19 protein-coding genes are annotated in these 20440 nt (G+C 49.7%); 5 read left to right on the top strand and 14 right to left on the bottom strand.

What is annotated here, in order from left to right; translation table 11 throughout:
- Nucleotides 1–46 precede the first annotated feature (46 nt).
- Genes AACU19_RS09950 through leuS form a run of 5 tightly spaced genes read right to left on the bottom strand, consistent with a single transcriptional unit; the run spans nucleotide 47 to nucleotide 5534 of the window.
- Nucleotides 47–658 (bottom strand): adenosylcobalamin/alpha-ribazole phosphatase, encoded by a 612-nt coding sequence (locus AACU19_RS09950; protein WP_105278175.1) that lies wholly within the window; start codon nucleotides 656–658, stop codon nucleotides 47–49.
- Between the two features lie 23 nt (nucleotides 659–681).
- Nucleotides 682–1323: a nicotinate-nucleotide adenylyltransferase gene (gene nadD / locus AACU19_RS09945; RefSeq protein ID WP_000838883.1), complete on the bottom strand. Its 642-nt coding sequence runs from the start codon at nucleotides 1321–1323 to the stop codon at nucleotides 682–684.
- Between the two features lies 1 nt (nucleotide 1324).
- Entirely contained in the window at nucleotides 1325–2356 is a 1032-nt protein-coding gene (gene holA / locus AACU19_RS09940; RefSeq protein ID WP_105278174.1) for a DNA polymerase III subunit delta, read from the bottom strand.
- The gene (gene lptE / locus AACU19_RS09935) at nucleotides 2356–2937 is read right to left on the bottom strand and encodes an LPS assembly lipoprotein LptE (protein ID WP_001269673.1); all 582 of its coding nucleotides are present in this window, start codon (nucleotides 2935–2937) and stop codon (nucleotides 2356–2358) included. The genes holA and lptE overlap by 1 nt, the downstream gene beginning before the upstream one ends.
- A 14-nt stretch (nucleotides 2938–2951) precedes the next feature.
- Complete coding sequence (leuS, locus tag AACU19_RS09930; RefSeq protein WP_001157890.1) at nucleotides 2952–5534, bottom strand: leucine--tRNA ligase; 2583 nt, start codon at nucleotides 5532–5534, stop codon at nucleotides 2952–2954.
- 234 nt (nucleotides 5535–5768) lie between these two features.
- On the opposite strand from leuS, the gene AACU19_RS09925 reads away from it, so the two are divergent.
- On the top strand, nucleotides 5769–6251 hold the full coding sequence (locus AACU19_RS09925; RefSeq protein ID WP_001044880.1) for a zinc ribbon-containing protein: 483 nt from the start codon (nucleotides 5769–5771) through the stop codon (nucleotides 6249–6251).
- A gap of 69 nt (nucleotides 6252–6320) precedes the next feature.
- On the opposite strand, the gene ybeQ is transcribed toward AACU19_RS09925, so the two are convergent.
- Nucleotides 6321–7298 (bottom strand): Sel1 family TPR-like repeat protein YbeQ, encoded by a 978-nt coding sequence (gene ybeQ, locus AACU19_RS09920; RefSeq protein ID WP_105278173.1) that lies wholly within the window; start codon nucleotides 7296–7298, stop codon nucleotides 6321–6323.
- Nucleotides 7299–7461: 163 nt separating this feature from the next.
- Between ybeQ and AACU19_RS09915 the strand changes: the two genes are divergently transcribed.
- Together AACU19_RS09915 and AACU19_RS09910 are read left to right on the top strand one after the other, a co-directional pair.
- Nucleotides 7462–8169, top strand: coding sequence for a DUF1266 domain-containing protein (locus AACU19_RS09915; RefSeq protein ID WP_103253831.1), 708 nt, complete (start codon nucleotides 7462–7464; stop codon nucleotides 8167–8169).
- A complete protein-coding gene (locus AACU19_RS09910; RefSeq protein WP_105278172.1) occupies nucleotides 8166–9593 on the top strand; it encodes a J domain-containing protein in 1428 nt (475 codons plus the stop codon). Before AACU19_RS09915 ends, AACU19_RS09910 begins: the two co-directional genes overlap by 4 nt.
- A gap of 9 nt (nucleotides 9594–9602) precedes the next feature.
- Here AACU19_RS09910 and AACU19_RS09905 read toward each other — a convergent pair whose 3' ends face one another.
- Nucleotides 9603–10157, bottom strand: coding sequence for a tetratricopeptide repeat protein (locus tag AACU19_RS09905; protein ID WP_105268407.1), 555 nt, complete (start codon nucleotides 10155–10157; stop codon nucleotides 9603–9605).
- 100 nt (nucleotides 10158–10257) lie between these two features.
- Between AACU19_RS09905 and AACU19_RS09900 the strand changes: the two genes are divergently transcribed.
- Together AACU19_RS09900 and djlC are read left to right on the top strand one after the other, a co-directional pair.
- Nucleotides 10258–10965: a DUF1266 domain-containing protein gene (locus tag AACU19_RS09900; protein ID WP_032183623.1), complete on the top strand. Its 708-nt coding sequence runs from the start codon at nucleotides 10258–10260 to the stop codon at nucleotides 10963–10965.
- Nucleotides 10962–12413 carry a co-chaperone DjlC gene (gene djlC, locus AACU19_RS09895; protein ID WP_105278171.1) on the top strand — a complete coding sequence of 484 codons (1452 nt, stop codon included), beginning with the start codon at nucleotides 10962–10964 and terminating at the stop codon, nucleotides 12411–12413. The genes AACU19_RS09900 and djlC overlap by 4 nt, the downstream gene beginning before the upstream one ends.
- Before the next feature lie 59 nt (nucleotides 12414–12472).
- On the opposite strand, the gene hscC is transcribed toward djlC, so the two are convergent.
- From hscC to lnt, 7 genes are all read right to left on the bottom strand, one after another.
- Nucleotides 12473–14143 carry a molecular chaperone HscC gene (hscC, locus tag AACU19_RS09890; RefSeq protein ID WP_105278170.1) on the bottom strand — a complete coding sequence of 557 codons (1671 nt, stop codon included), beginning with the start codon at nucleotides 14141–14143 and terminating at the stop codon, nucleotides 12473–12475.
- Nucleotides 14144–14226: 83 nt separating this feature from the next.
- Complete coding sequence (gene rihA / locus AACU19_RS09885; protein WP_105278169.1) at nucleotides 14227–15162, bottom strand: pyrimidine-specific ribonucleoside hydrolase RihA; 936 nt, start codon at nucleotides 15160–15162, stop codon at nucleotides 14227–14229.
- A gap of 117 nt (nucleotides 15163–15279) precedes the next feature.
- Entirely contained in the window at nucleotides 15280–16005 is a 726-nt protein-coding gene (gene gltL, locus AACU19_RS09880; protein ID WP_000631384.1) for a glutamate/aspartate ABC transporter ATP-binding protein GltL, read from the bottom strand.
- A complete protein-coding gene (gltK, locus tag AACU19_RS09875; protein ID WP_000272807.1) occupies nucleotides 16005–16679 on the bottom strand; it encodes a glutamate/aspartate ABC transporter permease GltK in 675 nt (224 codons plus the stop codon). The genes gltL and gltK overlap by 1 nt, the downstream gene beginning before the upstream one ends.
- Nucleotides 16679–17419, bottom strand: a complete 741-nt coding sequence (gene gltJ / locus AACU19_RS09870) for a glutamate/aspartate ABC transporter permease GltJ (RefSeq protein WP_000020941.1) — start codon at nucleotides 17417–17419, stop codon at nucleotides 16679–16681. Before gltJ ends, gltK begins: the two co-directional genes overlap by 1 nt.
- Before the next feature lie 169 nt (nucleotides 17420–17588).
- Nucleotides 17589–18497, bottom strand: a complete 909-nt coding sequence (gltI, locus tag AACU19_RS09865; RefSeq protein ID WP_001177085.1) for a glutamate/aspartate ABC transporter substrate-binding protein GltI — start codon at nucleotides 18495–18497, stop codon at nucleotides 17589–17591.
- A gap of 396 nt (nucleotides 18498–18893) precedes the next feature.
- Nucleotides 18894–20432 (bottom strand): apolipoprotein N-acyltransferase, encoded by a 1539-nt coding sequence (gene lnt, locus AACU19_RS09860; protein ID WP_032183626.1) that lies wholly within the window; start codon nucleotides 20430–20432, stop codon nucleotides 18894–18896.
- Nucleotides 20433–20440 lie beyond the last annotated feature (8 nt).

The raw sequence follows: 20440 nt of genomic DNA, 5'->3' as shown, positions 1-20440 counted from the left end.
GGGCTGTCAATGGTCGTTGCGGCTTACCCGTAAAAAAACAGAAAAGTCATGTATTCTCGACCCCGATGGCACGGCTATTGAGGACGCGTAGCGTCGCGAATTTTTGGTTGATATCAATGGCGCTCCAACACCCTTGGTCAACGCGAAAATGCCACATAGCCTCGGCAGGCATGCCAATTAAACGAGCGATTAACAGACTCAGTACACCCTGATGGCTGACGACTAAAATATTCTGATAGTGCTGAAATTCACTAAGCCTTGCGATAAACCGTTCCACACGTTGCGAAAATGCCTGAAATCCTTCACCGTTCGTGGGGATAGCATGCTGCCAGTCATTGCACCACGCGCTATAGTTTTCGGCATCTTCTTGCATGAGGTCGCGATGATGTCGCATCTCCCAGTCGCCAAAAAACATTTCATTGAGTTCAGGGATGATATGAACGGGGAGCTGGCGGTCACTAAGAACCAGTCGCGTGGTATGCTGTGCCCGTTCCAGTTCACTGCATAAAACCAGGTCAAAGGAAACATCATGTAGCAGCGTATGCAGATTTTGCGCTTGCTCAATACCGCGTGCGGTCAGGGGCGTGGGCGCATGACCGCTGTACAGACCATCGATATTCGCTTGCGTTTCGCCATGACGAATTAACCACAGTCGCATCATGCCCTCCGTAACGACAGGTATCAGCGATACAAGCCTTGTTGGTTAATGTAAGTCAGTACCGGTTCCGGCAATAAATCCTCACACGATTCACCGTTTTGCAAACGTTCGCGGATGATGGTCGCAGAGATGTTAAACCACGGCGTTTCAGCCAGATAAATTTTACCGGCAGGCTGAAGGTGAAGATCTTCCGGGTTATGTGTCAAATGATCTTCCAGCCATTGCTGGTATTGCGGTTGCGCCATTTCAAGTGGGTAACCTGGACGCCGACAGACGATCAAATGTGCATTGTCGAGTATCGTTTCGTATTCGTACCAGGTTGGAAAGGTGAGCAGTGAATCCTGGCCAATAATAAATGCCAGCGGCACGTCCGGCCCTTGTTCATGCCGCCACTCTTTCAGTGTTTGCGCAGTGTAAGAGGGGGCATTGCGCTTTAACTCGCGTTCATCAAGAGTAAATAATGGCTTGTCGGCAATCGCCAGTTCAAGCATGTGTTTACGCTGTACGCTGTTCGCTTCCGGCTGGGGACGATGCGGAGGAACATTATTAGGGATGATTGTGACTCGCGTCAGACCAATCAAGTTCGCCAGCGTTTCCACGGGCTTAAGATGACCATAGTGCACCGGATCAAAGGTGCCACCAAACAGAGCCTGTAAAGATTTCATATCAACCGTCGATAAATACGTCCGCCAGGGGTTTATGGCACAACAGAAGAGATAACCCTTCCAGCTCTGCCCACACTGACTGACCGTAATCTTGTTTGAGGGTGAGTTCCGTTCGTGTCAGGAGTTGCACGGCCTGACGTAACTGCGGCTGGCTTAAGCGATTTAACGCCTCACTCATCATGCCCCGGCGGTTCTGCCATACCCGATGCTTATCAAACAACGCACGCAGTGGCGTATGGGCAGACTGGCGTTTCAGGTTAACCAGTAACAACAGTTCACGTTGTAATGTGCGCAACAAAATAACCGGTTCGCTGCCTTCCAGACGCAGTTGCTGAAGAATATGCAACGCGCGCTTACTTTTTCCCATCAACAAAGCATCAACCCAATGAAAAGGGGTGAAATGCGCGGCATCATTCACCGCCTGTTCAACGCGCGGTAATGTCAGTTTGCCGTCTGGCCAGAGCAGCGATAAACGCTCCAGTGCCTGGGCCAGCGCCAGCAGGTTACCTTCATAACAGTAGCAGAGCACCTGAATTGCAGCGTCATCCAGTTCTAAGTTGAGCTGTTTTGCGCGCGCAGCAACCCAGCGGGGAAGCTGAGTCTGCTCCGGTGTCTGACAGGTCACCTGCACGCTGCGATTCGCAAGAGCAGTAAACCAGGCAGCATTTTCTTGCGCTTTGCTTAATTTATTACCGCGGACGATCAACAGCAGATCGTCATGCAGAAGTCCGGTGAGTGTGAGAAGTTGTTCATTGATCGCCGCATTCGGTCCGTTTTCTGGTAACAACAGCAAAAGCGTTTGTCGACTGGCAAACAGACTCATGGCCTGGCATAACGAAAATATCGCATTCCAGTCTGTGTTGGGATCAATGGAAAAAGTGTGGTGTTCTTCGAATCCGTGTGCCGCAGCGACCTGACGAATAGCGTCCTGGCTTTCCTGCAGTAACAGAGGATCGTTACCAAGTAAAAGATACGCCGCGCGCAGCCCTTCATTGAGCTGCGCGCGGAGTTGTTCTGGGTACAACCGAATCATCAGTTACCCAGCGTGGTGGAGACGCGTGCAGGTGTTGCCGGGGTATCCGTTGTGGTCGACGTCTGTTCTTCGTCGGAACGAATATCCGCAGCACGGATGCTTGGCAGCTTACGAATCAGCTGTTCGGCAGCACGGTCGTACATCTCTTTTACGATCATGTCTTGTTCGTTATCTTTCGCTAACGCCATTTGCGGGTTATCGAAGAACGAACGGAAGACTTTGGCGCTAATCGGGTAGATGTCACGGCCGGGGATCAACACGGTCGCATTGACCGTCATGATCATCTGATACTCTGCTGTTTGACCGTTACGGAATACCGATGCGGTATCTTTCGCGATGCTCACTTTACCCAAACGCAGGGATGGAACGTCCTTACGCGTGGTTTCTTTATCAAGCAACTCGACACCATTCAGACGTAACTGGTTACGCACCGCACGGCTTAATGGCCCGTTCGGATCGCCTGAGTCCAGGATCATGACCTTCATAGTGGAAGGAACCTGCGTGGTGTCACGCAGATGCCAGCCACACCCGGCGGTGATTAACACCGCCAGAGATAACAACAATGTTGCCAGATATCGCACGCTTCCTCCCGCGCTTAGCCAACGACCAGATTGAGGAGTTTACCCGGTACGTAAATCACTTTACGCACGGTAACGCCATCAAGATATTTTGCTACCAGATGTTCCTGGCCAGCACGTTCGCGAACCTGTTCTTCCGTTGCGTCCACCGGAACAGTGATTTTGGCACGGACTTTACCGTTAACCTGCACCACCACCAGGGTGGAGTCTTCCACCATCGCTTTTTCGTCAGCAACCGGCCACGGCGCGTTGTCGATATCGCCTTCGCCTTTCAGTTCCTGCCACAGCGTGAAGCAGATGTGCGGGGTGAACGGGTTAAGCATACGGACTACCGCCAGCAGCGCTTCCTGCATCAGGGCGCGATCCTGCTCGCCATCGGTCGGTGCTTTCGCCAGTTTGTTCATCAGCTCCATAATTGCCGCAATCGCGGTGTTGAAGGTCTGACGACGGCCGATATCATCGGTCACTTTAGCGATAGTTTTATGAACATCGCGACGCAGTGCTTTCTGATCTTCAGTCAACGCGTCGACATTCAGTGCTGCAACATCACCTTTTGCAGTGTGCTCGTAAACCAGTTTCCAGACACGTTTCAGGAAGCGGTTAGCCCCTTCCACGCCAGACTCCTGCCATTCGAGAGTCATATCCGCCGGAGAAGCAAACATCATAAACAGACGAACGGTGTCCGCGCCGTAACGTTCAACCATCACCTGTGGGTCGATACCGTTGTTCTTCGACTTGGACATTTTGCTCATGCCGGTATAAACCAGTTCATGGCCTGCCGCGTCTTTCGCTTTCACGATACGGCCTTTCTCGTCACGTTCAACGATAGCATCAACTGGGGAAACCCAGTTACGCTCGCCGTTTTCGCCAACATAGTAGAAGGCATCTGCCAGCACCATACCCTGACACAGCAACTGTTTTGCTGGTTCGTCAGAGTTCACCATGCCTGCATCACGCATCAGTTTGTGGAAGAAGCGGAAGTAGAGCAGGTGCATAATGGCGTGTTCGATACCACCAATATAGATATCCACCGGCAGCCAGTAGTTGGCCGCTTCGGAATCCAGCATACCTTCTTTGTACTCAGGGCAAGTGTAGCGCGCATAGTACCAGGAGGACTCCATAAAGGTGTCGAAAGTGTCGGTTTCACGCAGCGCTGGCATACCGTTAACGGTGGTTTTCGCCCACTCAGGATCAGCTTTGATTGGGCTGGTAATGCCGTCCATCACCACATCTTCCGGCAGGATCACCGGCAGTTGGTCGTCCGGGGTCGGCATTACAGTACCGTCTTCCAGCGTCACCATCGGAATCGGCGCGCCCCAGTAACGTTGACGGGAAACACCCCAGTCGCGCAGGCGATAGTTCACTTTACGCTCGCCAACACCCATCGCAGTCAGTTTATCGGCGATGGCGTTGAAGGCCGCTTCATGGTCAAGACCGTTGAACTCGCCAGAGTTGAACAGCACGCCTTTTTCAGTCAGGGCTTGCTGAGAAAGATCTGGCTCAGAGCCGTCAGCTGCCAGGATAACCGGCTTGATGTTCAGGCCGTATTTAGAGGCAAACTCGTAGTCGCGCTGGTCGTGACCCGGAACCGCCATGACTGCGCCGGTGCCGTATTCCATCAATACGAAGTTTGCTGCCCAAACCGGAATTTCTTCGCCCGTTAATGGGTGAACCGCTTTAAAGCCAGTATCGACGCCTTTTTTCTCCATCGTCGCCATTTCAGCTTCGGCAACTTTGGTGTTACGGCATTCGTCAATAAAGGCGGCCAGTTCAGGATTATTTTCCGCCGCTTTCTGTGCCAGCGGATGACCTGCCGCTACCGCCAGGTAGGTACAACCCATAAAGGTGTCCGGGCGGGTAGTGTAAACGGTCAGCGTGTTGTCATAGTCGTTAACGTTGAAAGTGATTTCTACGCCTTCGGAACGACCGATCCAGTTACGCTGCATGGTTTTAACGGTGTCTGGCCAGTGATCCAGTTTATCCAGATCGTTGAGCAGCTCGTCAGCGTAAGCGGTGATTTTGATAAACCACTGCGGGATCTCTTTACGCTCAACTTTGGTATCGCAGCGCCAGCAGCAGCCGTCGATAACCTGTTCGTTCGCCAGTACGGTCTGGTCGTTCGGGCACCAGTTGACCGCAGAAGTCTTCTTATATACCAGGCCTTTTTTATACAGCTCGGTGAAGAATTTCTGTTCCCAACGGTAGTATTCCGGCGTACAGGTTGCCAGCTCGCGGCTCCAGTCATAACCAAAGCCCAGCATTTTGAGCTGGTTTTTCATGTACGCGATGTTGTCGTACGTCCACGGTGCTGGCGCGGTGTTATTTTTCACCGCTGCGCCTTCCGCAGGCAGACCAAACGCGTCCCAGCCGATCGGCTGCAGAACGTTTTTACCCAGCATGCGCTGGTAACGGGCGATCACGTCACCGATGGTGTAGTTACGTACGTGGCCCATGTGTAGTCGACCAGAAGGATAGGGAAGCATAGACAGGCAGTAATACTTCTCTTTGCTCTCGTCTTCTGTTACTTCAAATGTGCGCTTCTCATCCCAGTGAAGCTGTACTTTGGATTCTATCTCTTCCGGGCGGTATTGCTCTTGCATGGCAGCCAGTGGTCCTGTTTTCAATACGGCTACAAATGTAGCGCTGAGGTGGTTTTTCAGATCCGCATAGCATAGCCCAAACGTCCGCGTCAAAACAGCCTTTCACGCACTCGACGTTGAAATGATGCCCGGATTATTCATACATTAATTTACAGAGTTTGTGGGCGTAATAGCAAAGCAAGGAACAAAGAACGTCTATTATTATAGTCAGTTAACGACCCGGGAGATGAAACGATGAACAAGGTTGCTCAATATTACCGTGAACTGGTCGCGTCACTGAGCGAACGCCTGCGTAATGGCGAACGTGATATCGACGCACTGGTGGAACAGGCGCGCGAGCGCGTAATAAAAACAGGGGAGTTAACGCGAACCGAGGTCGATGAGCTGACGCGAGCTGTCAGACGTGACCTGGAAGAGTTCGCCATGAGCTATGAAGAGAGCCTGAAAGAAGAGTCTGACAGCGTCTTTATGCGGGTGATTAAAGAAAGCTTGTGGCAGGAACTGGCAGACATCACCGATAAAACGCAGCTTGAATGGCGCGAAGTTTTCCAGGACCTCAATCATCACGGGGTTTATCACAGCGGGGAAGTCGTAGGTCTGGGGAATCTGGTCTGCGAGAAATGTCACTTCCATCTCCCAATCTACACACCGGAAGTGCTGACGCTATGCCCGAAATGTGGTCATGATCAGTTCCAGAGACGCCCGTTCGAGCCTTAATGGTCCGATTTCAAACAGCAATAAAGAGAATATGGGCCGAATAAAATTCCCCGGCCCTTGTTTTTATCTCTACAGTAAATCTTCAATCTCACGGATTTTTTGACTGACATCCCTGGTACCGGATGACTGAACTTTACGATACAGATCGAGAGCCTGTCGGAGATCGACAGGTCTTCCTTCTCCGTAATGATACATAATGGCAAGGTTATACCAGGCAGTGGCATTATCGCATTCAGCGGCTTTCGTAAACCATTCAAAGGCGGCCTGATAATCCTTCTCAACGCCTTGACCGTGTTTATACATATAGCCGATGTTAACGTAAGCGCCGACGCTTTCCTGAGCGGCAGCCTTCAGATACCAGTACATTGCTTGCTTATAGTCCTGGTCAACCCCTTCGCCAGCGTTATAATCCCACGCAATTTGAAATTGAGCGTGCCGATTACCTTGCTGTGCGCTTTTCAAATACCAGAATGCGGCAAGAGCTTTGTTTTGGGCAACACCTTTACCGTCTTCATAAAGATCGGCCAGATTGTCTTGTGCGTAACTATGGCCTTGCAATGCAGCTTGTTTGTACCAGAAAAATGCCAGCGCATAGTCTTGTGCGACTCCTTTGCCATTTCTGTACATCCACCCAAGATTATTTTGCGCATAAGATATTCCGCTCTCCGCGGCTATCTGATACCAGACAACCGCTTCTTTATAGTTGGGGTCTTCTCCACGATCCAGTATCCAGCCAAGGGCGTTGGAAGCGAAAGTATGGCCTTGTAGGGCAGCTTTTTTCAGCCAAAAGATGGCTTGCCCATTATCTTTATGCCGGCTTTTATCCTCGGTATACTTTTGCCCTAAGGAATATTGTGCTTCACAATGACCTTGCTCAGCGGCCAGCTTCAGCCAGTAAAAGGCCTTTTCGTCGTCCGGAGAGTCAATTGCGCTATCGCGATTATAATAAAACCCAACAATATATTGAGCCTCGCAATCGCCTTTTTCAGCACGTTCGATAATCTCATCTATTGATAAATTATCGCAGCAACTTGACGTAAAAATCATTATCATTTCCTTATGGTTGTAGATAAAACATATTATATTTTTATGTATTCCATTTTTGCGTAAGCCTTATTTTATGCGTATTATGTTGCGTCAGAAAAGTATAAATAACTGAGTCTCGCAATGTAGTTTACATTCATTAAATGAATGTTTAAGGATAAATTATATGGACATGGAGTCGCAAAAAATATTGTTTGCACTTTCCACTCCGATGGAAATACGCAATGAATGCTGTTTACCTTCGCATTCATCCCCCAAAATGTATTTAGGTACATGCTTTTTTGACCTTTCTTCCTCATGGGGAATTGATGACCGTGATGACCTGCTGCGTACAATTCACCGAATGATCGATAACGGTCATGCCGCTCGGTTGGCAGGGCTTTATCACCGCTGGTTTCGTTATTCTCCATGTGAATGGCGTGATTATCTTGCTGAACTAAATGAGCAAGGTCAGGCTTATGCGCAATTTGTCGCCAGCACCGCCGAATGCTGTGGCGAAGGGGGAATCAAAGCCTGGGATTATGTCCGGATGGGTTTTTTAAGCCGAATGGGCGTACTTAATAACTGGTTGAGCGAAGAAGAAAGTCTATGGATCCAGTCGCGCATTCATCTACGGGCGCTACGTTATTATAGTAACTGGCAGCAATACTTTGCCGGTTATACCTTTGGTCGGCAATATTGGCAGTCTCCCGAAGATGATAATCTTCAGTTATTACGTGAATTTTTAGCGCGTAAAGAATACGACGATTCCGGCAATGATATGTTTTATCAATTATTTGCCAGTGATGATGCGTATTACCCTACCTTGTCCTGGCAACCATTGGCTTACTATTCTGCATGCCCGGAAACGCTTAAGGATATGAGCGATCTATGAAAAATTGCTGGAAGATTCTCGAAATAGAGGAAACGACTGACGTCGATATTATCCGCCGCGCTTATCTGGCGCTGTTACCGTCCTTTCATCCAGAAACCGAACCGCAGGGTTTTAAACAACTTCGTCAGGCGTATGAGGACGCGCTACGGATTGCGCAGTCGCCTGCTAAATCTGTTTGGCAACCAGAAGAACATGAAGTTGCAGAACATGAAATTCTGCTCGCCTTTCGTGCGTTACCCGCCTCTGATAGCGAACGTTTTCTGCCCTCTGCCTGGCAGCGATTCATTCAGCAATTAAATTATTGCTCGATGGAAGATATTGATGAATTACGCTGGTCTCTGTGCACAATAGCCATGAACACTGCCCATTTATCCTTCGAGTGCGTGGTGTTATTAGCAGAAAGATTGCGGTGGTTGCAGGAGGAAAACGTCGGGGAAATAGACGAAGAAGAACTGGAATCCTTTTTATATGCCATTGCGAAGGGGAATGTTTTTAACTTCCAGACCATTCTGCATCTGCCCGTTGCCGTACAAAATGACACCATTGATTTTTACCAAATGTTCGCTCGGATTTGGTCATCGCATCCAGAATGGCTGACATTATATTTATCGCAACATCGCGCAGTGATTATCCCCGATGATGTAAAACTGCACATAAATTTACTCCGCTGGTATAGCACAAGCCGTCTGGATATCCCCGAACTTCTGGATTACGCCCGGTCGTGGCGGGAAGCTGAACCTGATAATGAAGATGCGCGTTATTATGAATACGCGCAACGCGTCTATTGTGGAGAAGGCGAAAGCCTGCTGGCAGAACTTTGTGACTACTGGCGCGAGTATCCCTCCACCCAGGCGGATGCTTTAATGTTGCAATGGTGCCGTCAGCATCGGGTCGATTATTACCCGTTAGTCGTGATGATGATTGAAGCACGTGAACTGGTTAACGATCAGGGGAAACCGTTACTTTATGTTCCTGGCGACAGTGCGCGTACGCGCTTTCAATTATACGAAATACTCAGCGATGAGAAACTCTCTGCGCTGGGGCGTTCTCTGGTTGAGATGGTTTTGCACAAAGGGCGTAAGCCGCGAATCTCACTCACGCGTGATACAGAACATCCCTTATGGCCATTATATTTAATTGCTAAACAATTAGTTCAGGCCAGCCAACCGACAGAAGAATCATTAATGCCGATCGTCGCCCGCCTTGATGCAGAAGATCGTTGTCCACTGGAAGCATTAATGATTCGTCGATTATTAATTCAGGCGGCAAATTTTACCGAGAAGCAAACCGTCGAGCCGGAGCCGCAACTGCAGCCAATGCCCGTTGACGATGGTGGGCCGGGCTGCCTGGGCGTCATCAAAATTATTTTCTACATTTTTATCTTTGCCGGTTTGATAGGGAAAATACTCCATCTGTTCGGGTGACAGTCGACGTTAATGTGCGGGAAGCTCTGCAAGTAATCTTTCCGCATTTTTATAATGTTGCTCTGCCGCCAGTTCTAACCATTTGCGAGCTTCATAATTGTTGGTGCTAATGCCCGTGCCGTTTCTGTAGATCAAACCCAACGTGTATTGTGCATGAACATGCCCTTGTTCAGCTGCTTCCTTATACCAGAGAATTGCTTTACGGGTATCGGGATTGACTCCCAAACCTTTCAGGTAGATCCATCCCAGTTGACTTTGCGCGCGTGGATTTTCCTGTTCCGCTGATTGCTCATACCAGTATCTCGCCTTTGTATAATCCAGAGGCTTACCATCGCTACCATGAAGATAAAATTCGCCAAGTCTATATTGCGACGTTGAGTGACCATGAATGGCGGAAAGCTCTGTTGCTGCCGTGGTAAACGGAAGACTGCCCGGTGAGCTTAAATAATCAAAGACATAATTCGCCATAGCTTTATCGCGCAGGGTCGTTTTGTTGGGTTGGCTAATACAGGTAATTGCCGCAACTATAAATATTGCGAATATATATATTAATTTTTTATTCATGCATGAATGCTTCTATTTTCTTTTATTTTGAAAACGTCAAGTTTATACTCATCGATAATAAAAAAGTAGTCAGTTAATGCACTTAAGGGATTATTAACAAATGAATAAGGAAGAACAATATCTTCTTTTTGCGCTTTCTGCACCCATGGAAATACTTAATCAGGGTTGCAAGCCAGCGCATGACTCGCCAAAAATGTATACTGGGATAAAAGAATTCGATCTCTCATCATCCTGGGGAATAAATAATCGTGATGATTTAATTCAGACTATTTATCAGATGACCGATGATGGTCATGCCAATGATTTAGCTGGCTTATATCTGACATGGCATCGCTCTTCCCCTGAAGAGTGGAAAACATTAATTGCTGGCGGCTCGGAGAGAGGGTTGATTTATACCCAATTCGTTGCCCAAACCGCTATGTGTTGTGGGGAAGGGGGAATCAAAGCCTGGGATTATGTGCGGATGGGGTTTTTATCGCGGGTCGGTGTGCTCAACAATTGGCTGACGGAAGAAGAGAGTTTATGGCTGCAATCGCGCGTTTATGTACGAGCTCACCATTATTATCACAGCTGGATTCACTATTTTGCCGCCTATTCATTAGGACGTCTCTACTGGCAATCTTCCCAGTGTGAAGACAACGCTTCGCTACGCGAGGCGCTAACCCTGTACAAATACGATAACGCCGGGAGTCGGATGTTCGAGGAGTTGGCAGCGGGAAGCGATCGTTTCTATGCCACGCTTCCCTGGCAGCCATTAATTGTCCAGCCTGAATGCCCGGTAACGCTTAAGGATGTGAGCGACCTATGAAAACATGTTGGCAAATCCTCGAAATTGAAAGCACGACGCAAATAGACATTATCCGCCAGGCTTATCTTGCTCGCTTACCGTTGTGTCATCCCGAAACCGATCCGCAGGGGTTTAAAGCATTACGCCAGGCCTATGAAGAGGCGCTGCGACTGGCGGTAAATCCTGTCGCGGAAGCAGATGATGAAGAAAAAGATGCCGCCGCTGAACATGAAATACTACGTGCATTCAGGGCATTACTGGATTCTGAAAGTGATCGTTTTCAGCCCTCCGCCTGGCAGAAATTTATTCAGCAATTAAATACCTGGAACATGGAGGATGTCGATCAATTACGCTGGCCGCTGTGTGCAGTCGCTATAGAAGCGCGATATCTTTCATTAAATTGTGCTTCTTTGCTGGCAGAGCGTTTGAACTGGCATTCGTTTAATGACAGCGAAGGAATGGATGAGGAAGAAAGGGAGGCTTTTCTTGAGGCCATTCAGGCTGGTGATTGTTTCGATTTCCTTAGCCTTCTGGAATATCCCGTCGCGTTGCAGAACCAGACTGTTGAGTATTACTTCGCGCTGGAACGCTGCTGCCGTTACCATCCTGACTATGTCACTGCGTTTATGGCAATGGAAGGTCCGTGGTTCATTCCTGATGATGTCAAGTTACATCGCAAACTGTTGCGCTGGTACAGCTCGGTGAAAACAGGTATGGCGGAACTTATTCCTGTTGCCCAACAGTGGCAAGCAGAAAATCCAGAAAGCGAAGATGCCCGTTATTACCAGTGTGCGCAACGGTTGTACTGTGGCGAGGGGGAAAGCCTGCTTGCCGATCTCTGCGCATACCGGGAGAGTTACCCATCTACACAAGCTGATAATTTGTTGTTGCAGTGGAGCAAGCGTCATTGCCCGGATTATTTCGCGTTATTAGTGATGGTTATCGAAGAGCGAAGCATGATAGATGCGCAAGGTCAACCGTTGAAATATGTTCCTGGCGAGAGCGCCCGGACGCGGCTGTTATGGGCGGAAATTTTACATAGCGGAAAATTATCGCCGTTAGGTCAATCGTTTATTGAGTCGTTATTCTTCAAGCGCAAAGCATGGGCATGGTGGAAATCGAGAGTCGGTAGCGAGACAGAACAAGATTCACCGTTACTGGATTTGTATCGGGTAGCGGAACAGGTTGTGCTGGAAGCGTTCCCGAAACAAGAGATGCTGGCCCGTCTTAATACAAGGCTGGAAGGTGGAGATGCTCATCCATTAGAGGCCATTATCACGCGGATGCTGTTGACGAAAGTGAAACTCGAGCCGGAGGATGAAGATGTCGATGAGCCAACACCTGAAAACCACGAAGAAAAAAATGATGAGGATGAAAAACCACAGAGCATTACCAGCATTATCAAAATCAGCTTAACGGTGCTGGTGATAGGTTATGCTCTCGGAAAAATCGCGATGTTGTTTAGCTGAGGATGTGTTTTTTGCGCCGATGCCGGATGCAGCGTTTACGCCGCATCCGGCAGCCGTGTTTAAGGGATCTCAATGGCCAAATAATCGCTCGCCCGTCGACGAACTTCATCGACGCGGGCCATATCGTTTGATTGCAGCGCCGCATCAAAATCGGTGATTACCCGGCCAATCTCTTCTCGCTCGTCACCCAGCGCCCGCGCCCATAACTCTTCCAGTTTGGCTTTAAAGGTACGGTTGATGAGCATATCGCGCGGATAAATTTTTAATGCGGATAACCGTGCCCGACTCTCTTCAATTTGCTGGGTACTTAACGTTACCGGGCTGTGGTTAATGACTCTGGACTTAACGCTGCCGTCTTCCAGAAGCACGTCAACTTCAAGCAACCCGTTGATATCATAACTAAAGCGAATATCAATCGACTGATAAGCACCGGTTTTCTTCAACGGCACATCGAAGGATTCTACCAGAATGTTATTTTTAACTTTGTGGTTTTCTCCCTGATAGACGTTAACCGTAATTGAATCCTGTTCCGGGTGCATGGTCGAGTAAGTTTCTACACGCGACACCGGTACAGTGGTGTTTCGTTCAATAATCGGTGAGAAAATGCCGGAAACGCCCTGGCGGTTAACTTCAACACCTAAGGAGTAGGGGCAAATATCGGTGAGGATCACTTCTTCAATGTCTTCGCTGCGTAAGCGGCAGGCGGCCTGGATCGCTGCGCCCAGCGCGACAATAGTACTCGGGTCGTAACTTTGATACGGTAATTTGCCAAACAGACGCACGGCGATTCGCTGCACCAGCGGCATTTGTGATGCGCCGCCAACCAGCACCAGACTGTCGATTTGACTTGGCTTCAGACGTGCATCGCGCAACGCCTGTTCAATCGGCACTCGCAAGCGATTGAGCAGCGGCAACCACAAATCTTCCAGTTCGTTCTCGTAAAATTCGCACTCACGCGTTTCTTCCTGATACTGCCAGCTAATTTGCAGCGGTAATTGATTGCTGCATTTTGCCGCTTCCACGCTGGTGTACAGGGCTGCCAGCTCACTTTCGTTGAGCATGTTTTTAGCCACTGCGGCGCGTTTTAAAACTTCATCCACCAGCATATGAGTAAAATCTTCGCCGCCAAGAAAGTTGTCGCCAGCGGAGGCGTGAACTTCAATCACCGGCGTGGCGTATTCGAGCACCGTGACGTCAAACGTGCCGCCACCGAGATCAAAAACCAGCGAGCGGGTATTTTGTTGCGTATGCAGGCCATATGCCATCGCAGCTGCAGTGGGTTCATTAATTAAGCGTACCGCATTTAACCCGGCTAACTCCGCTGCTAAACGGGTATGCTTGCGTTGTTCATCGCTGAAATAAGCCGGAACGGAGATCACCACATCTTTAATCGGACGTTGCAGAAATTCTTCGGCATCTTCTTTTAATGAACGTAAGACCAAAGAGGACAGTTCTGGCGCGTTAAATGTGTCGCTGCCTAACCGCCAGTTGGTATTACTGCCCATTGCACGTTTAAATAACGCTGCCGTTTTATCCGGATGCGAAGTGCGCCGTGATACAGCGGGTTTTCCGACTAAAATATGATTATTTTCATCCATGCTAATTATGGATGGTGTTAAATATTCACCGAACTTATTTGGAATTAATTGCGCGGCACCGTCTTTCCAGACGGCAATTAAACTATTGGTAGTGCCGAGATCGATACCAATGGCGAGTTCTGCATTATCCATTGCATTTATATCTTGAAAGAAAAAGAGATAAACAGATTAAGACCACCCTGTGAAAGCGTGGTGATCTTAATCAATGTGGTGTGTTAAGCGTAAAATTTCAGACGCTCAGCCAGTAAATCAACAAAGCCCTGACGATCAATATCGACCATTACAGTGGCATTCGGTTTATTGCCTGTCAGATAATAATAATCAACAACCGTCATGCCCTGAGTATATTTCCCCTGTGTTTCCACGCCAACCCAGCGCTCAACAGTGGTAAACAACTCTGGTTTCAACAGCCAGGCGATGGTGCATGGGTCATGCAGCGGTGCGCCCACAAAGCCCCATTTTTCGTCTTTGTGATATTCGAGGAAGAAATCCAGCAGTTCGGCAACAATGGTTGAAACCGGGTTACCAATGGTGCGGAAACGCTCGGTGTCCTCAACGTGGATTTGTGCTTTGTGGGTAACATCCAGACCGGCCATCACCACCGGGATCCCTGACTGGAAGACAATTTCTGCCGCTTCCGGGTCAACGTAAATATTAAATTCTGCCGCTGGCGTCCAGTTACCAAGCCCCATTGCGCCGCCCATAATCACGATTCGGGCGATTTTGCTATGCAATTCCGGATGGCTATTGAGCAGCAAGGCAACGTTAGTTTGCGGTCCGGTAGAAACAATCGTGACAGGTTCCGCACTTTCACGCAGCGTTTTCGCCATCAGCTCCACCGCCGTACAGTTTTGCGGTGCGAACGTCGGTTCCGGTAATGCAGGGCCGTCGAGACCGCTTTCGCCGTGCACATTGTCCGCGATAATCAAATCACGCATTAATGGTTTTACCGCGCCGCCTGCTACCGGAATATCGGTGCGATTAAGCAAGGTCAGCATACGCAGAACATTGCGTAAGGTTTTTTCTGGTGTCTGGTTTCCGGCGGAAGACGTAATTGCTTTGACATCAAGCTCTGGTGAGGCGAGGGCAAGAACTATTGCGATAGCGTCGTCATGACCTGGGTCGCAATCTAACAGAATTGGCAGTGCCATTGTTGCTCCTTGTTGTGTGCTTCTTTGCGACAAGGGTACCGCCAGGATGTAACAGATACGAGGAGCGAAACGATAAAGCGTGAGATGGCGCGCACTTGGGTATGCGCGCCAGAGTGATTAATGCAGGATTTTCGCGAGGAAGTCTTTTGCGCGGTCCGATTTCGGATCATCGAAGAAAGCGTCTTTCGGCGAGTCTTCGACAATTTTACCCTCGTCCATAAAGATCACCCGATTCGCCACTTTACGGGCAAAGCCCATTTCGTGGGTCACCACCATCATGGTCATTCCTTCGTTCGCCAGTTCCACCATCACGTCCAGCACTTCGTTGATCATCTCCGGATCCAGCGCCGATGTCGGTTCGTCGAACAGCATCGCGATAGGATCCATGCACAATGCGCGAGCGATCGCCACACGCTGTTGCTGACCGCCGGAAAGCTGCGCCGGAAACTTATTGGCATGTGCGGAAAGCCCGACGCGCTCCAGCAATTTCAATGCTTTTTCACGAGCGGGGGCTTTATCGCGTTTAAGCACTTTCACCTGCGCCAGGGTCAGGTTTTCAATAATCGACAAATGGGGGAACAGCTCGAAATGCTGGAACACCATCCCGACGCGGGAACGCAGCTTTGCCAGATCGGTTTTCTTATCGTTAACCACGATACCATCGACGGTAATTTCACCTTGCTGCACCGGTTCGAGGCCGTTGACGGTTTTAATCAGAGTTGATTTGCCGGAACCAGACGGGCCGCAAACCACCACCACTTCGCCTTTTTTCACTTCGGTTGAGCAGTCGGTCAGCACCTGAAAGTGACCATACCATTTTGAAACATTTTTCAGGGTAATCATTATGCTGTCCTTCTTTTCAAGTAGCTGACCAACAACGATGCGCTAAGGCTAATAACGAAATAAACAAATCCGGCAAACAGGATCATCTCGACCTGCGTACCATCACGCTCACCAATGGTTGAGGCGGTACGGAAGAAATCGGCCAGAGATAACACATACACCAGCGAGGTATCCTGGAACAGTACGATGCCCTGAGTGAGCAGCAGCGGCACCATCGCGCGGAACGCCTGCGGCAGAATAATCAGTTTCATCGACTGCCAGTGAGTCATCCCCAACGCCAGCGCGGCGCTCGACTGCCCACGGGAAATACTTTGAATACCGGCACGGATAATCTCTGAATAGTAGGCCGCTTCAAACATCGAAAACGCCACCATCGCCGAAATTAAACGGATATCATTTTTTGGCGATAATCCCAGCACGTTTTGCAGAAAACCCGGCACAATCAGGTAAAACCATAGCAAAACCATGACTAACGGGATCGAACGGAACACGTTAACGTAGGCTTTGGCAAACCAGGCAATCGGCGCAAAGCTGGACAAGCGCATCACTGCCAGCATCGTACCCCACAAAATACCAATGACCACCGCCGTGATGGTGATTTTCAGGGTGATCACCAGCCCGTCGAGCAGATATGGCAGGGAAGGAACAATGGAACTCCAGTCAAACTCGTACATTATTTGCCCCCCATGTTGCCGGGCAGGCGAACTTTACGTTCAACCAGCGTCATCACCAGCATGATAAAAGCGTTAATCAACACATACGCCAGCGTAATGGCGGTAAATGACTCCCAGGCGTGGGCTGAGTAATCGAGCAATTTACCGGCCTGCGCCGCCATATCCACCAGACCGATAGTCGAGGCGATGGCGGAGTTTTTCACCAGGTTCATCATCTCAGAGGTCATTGGCGGGACGATAACGCGATAAGCGTTAGGCAACAGTACGTAGCGGTAAGCCTGCGGTAGCGTCAGACCCATCGCCAGCGCGGCATTTTTTTGCCCACGCGGCAGCGACTGAATCGCGGCGCGTACTTGTTCGCAAACACGAGCTGCAGTAAACAGTCCCAGACAGAGCATGGAGGAGAGGAAAAACTGAATATTGGGGTCTAGTTCTGCCTTAAACCACATGCCGATTTTTTCCGGCAACAGTTCAGGGATAACCAGATACCAGGTAAAGAATTGCACAATCAACGGCACGTTGCGGAACAGTTCGACATACAACGTACCCAGACCGGAGAGAAAACGGTTTGGAACGGTACGTAAAATGCCGAAAAATGAACCGACGAGGAAAGCGATAATCCAGGCGCAGATCGACAAAGCGATCGTCACCTGAAAACCACTCCAGATCCAACCAAGATAGGTGGTGTTGCCGAACGGGGCTTGTTGTAAAAAAATACCCCAGTTCCAGTCTATAGACATAAATCTACTCCAGAAAAAAGAGGGTAGCAGCGTTAACTGCTACCCTCGAAGATTGTTACCCAGCGTATTGCGGTTTTCAGGCCTGATGGGGAACGACCATCAGGCGTATAGTCTGTCCGTGCTACGTAACAATCGAGAGGGCTGGAATTTCCGCCCCTGGTTCTTGTAATTAGTTCAGTGCCTTGTCATTCGGTTCTTTGAACAGTGCTTTCATTTCGTCCGACAGTTCGAAATTCATGTTCAGGTTTTTCGGCGGAATTGGATTTTTGAACCACTTATCAAACCATTTTTCCGCTTCACCGGAGGTCTGCACCTGAGCGATAGTGTCATCCATCAGCTTTTTGAACTGCGGATCGTCTTTACGCAACATGCAACCGTAGGCTTCCTGAGACTGCGGCTTGCCGACGATTTCCCAGTTGTCTGGTTTCTTCGCTTTCGCTCGCTCACCGGCTAACAGAGCGTCATCCATCATAAAGGCAACGGCACGACCGCTTTCCAGGGTGCGGAAAGAGTCACCGTGATCTTTGGCGCTGATGATGCGCATATTCATTTTTTGCTCTTCATTCAGTTTGTTGAGCAAAACTTCAGAGGTAGTGCCGGAAGTAACGACTACGGCTTTGCCTTTCAGGTCGGCAAAATCTTTGATATCGCCGCCCTTTTTGGTCAGCAGGCGCGTACCGACCACGAAAATAGTGTCAGAGAAAGCCGCCTGTTTTTGGCGTTCGACGTTGTTGGTGGTTGAACCACATTCAAAATCGAAAGTGCCGTTTTGCAGCAGTGGAATACGGTTTTGTGAGGTGATCGGAATCAGTTTCACCTGCAAGTCCGGTTTGTTGAGTTTCTTTTTCACTGCTTCAACAATGGCGTTGGAGTAATCCTGCGAGTAACCCACCACTTTTTGCTGATTGTCGTAATAAGAGAAAGGTACTGAAGATTCACGGTGACCGACGACAATCACACCGTTTTTGGCGATTTTGTCCAGCGTACTGCCCGCTGCCGGGGCGGCGTCATCTGCCTGTGCCAGGCCTGCGGAAAGCGCCAGGGCCAGGATTGCTGTGGCAGGTTTACGTAATTGCATATCCAACTCCTTTATCTTCTGCGTTAAGAACGCATGGATACCCGTTGTGAGTGTTTGTGTTGTTATCATCTGCAACTTTATTGTGCAGTGTTGTGTTTGTTAGGTAACATTTAGTTTGGCTAAATGTAAAGATATTGATGTTTTATTGTTTGTTTTTGCGAGATGCGCCGCACCATTCCGAAGCAAAATTCTTAAAATGCACTCTTTTGGTGCTACCGGTGGATTGCTGTGGTGCAACCGGGTTGTACTGACGCGGGTTCAAGCTTTGCCTTGTATAACAAAGCAATAGATGTGCCAAAGTTGGATAGGGGAATTTTGTCATCCGGATAACGCACTGATACCACATCCGGCGAGCGTGCCGAAATACGGGATGTATTCCGGCACGATAAGAAGGGATTATTTACGTCGTTGACGCAGACTCATCAACACAGCGGCAAAACCAAACAGTGCCGTCAGCACCCACAGCGGCCAGTTGCCGGTACGTGCGTACGGTGTGAGTCCGGTGGTCGGCGTCACATTAGTGGTTAACACTTCGCGGGTGAATTGCGGGATCATCGCCTGAATCTCACCCTGCGGGCCAATCACCGCCGTAATGCCGTTGTTGGTGCTACGCAGCAGCGGGCGCGCCAGCTCCAGCGCACGCATTCGCGCCATCTGAAAGTGCTGCCATGGGCCAATAGACTTACCAAACCACGCATCGTTGGAGATAGTCAGCAGATAGTCGGTATCCGGGCGGAAGTTATCGCGCACTTGCTCGCCGAGAATGATCTCGTAGCAAATAGCCGCAGTAAGCTCAATACCATTTACCGACAGCGGTGGTTGGATATATGGTCCACGGCTGAACGACGACATCGGCAGATCAAAGAACGGTGCTAACGGACGCAGAATCGACTCCAGCGGGACAAACTCGCCAAACGGCACCAAATGGTTTTTGTTATAGCGATCGGTCGATTCATAGCTGTACGGTGCACCTTTACCCAGCGTGATGATGGTGTTGTAGGTATCGTAGCGGTTCTGCTTATTGAGACGCGCGTCGACAATCCCGGTTACCAGCGAGCTACCTTTATCGCGCAACTCACCGTCCAGAGCTTTGAGGAACGGTTGCTGATTAATTTCCAGATCGGTTATCGCCGACTCCGGCCAGATAATCAGCGATGATTTGCCCATCAGCGGTGCCGTTGCGTTGTAGTAAATCTTCAGCGTATTGAGAAGCTGGCCTTCATCCCACTTCAGCGATTGCGGAATGTCGCCCTGAACCATCGAAACCTGAATGGTTTTCTCCGGTTGCGGGGTAAACCACTGGATGTAACGTAGCGGGAAGGGAAGGGCAAACAGCACGACGGCCACCACCAGCGGACGCCAGTTGCGTTTGACCAACGCCAGTGCCAGCAGGCCGCTTACCATCATCAGCAGGAAGTTAATGGCTTCCACGCCCATTATCGGTGCCAGTCCTTTTAACGGACCGTCAATCTGGCTATAGCCGAACTGCAACCACGGGAAGCCAGTCAGCACCCAACCGCGCAGAAACTCGGTCACTTGCCAGAGAGCAGGGGCGGCAATCGCCACGCGCAGCCAGGTGGTTTTCGGCCACAGACGCGACAGTACGCCAGCAAACAGTCCGGTATACAGCGACAAATACGCCGCCAGCAGCACCACCAGGAAGATGTTAACCGGGCCAGGCATTCCGCCAAAGGTCGCGATGCTGACATAGACCCAGTTAATACCGCTGCCAAACAGGCCAAATCCCCAGCAAAAGCCAATAGCGGCAGACTGGAGTGGACGGCGGTTAAAGGTCAGCGCCTGAAGCCCCATCAGCGAAATAATCGCCGCAGGCCAGACATCGTAAGGAGAGAAGGCCAGCGTTCCGCAGGCACCGAATAATAACGCCAGCAGCAGGCGAATGCGCTGGCGTTCAATTAATGAGGCAAAAGCCATGTAGTTAT

The sequence above is a fragment of the Escherichia sp. MOD1-EC4550 genome, assembly GCF_963876935.1.
GTDB classification, from domain to species: Bacteria; Pseudomonadota; Gammaproteobacteria; order Enterobacterales; family Enterobacteriaceae; genus Escherichia; species Escherichia coli_F.
Note: the sequence above shows the minus strand (reverse complement) of the source record. Positions and strands in the feature narration are given on the sequence as shown.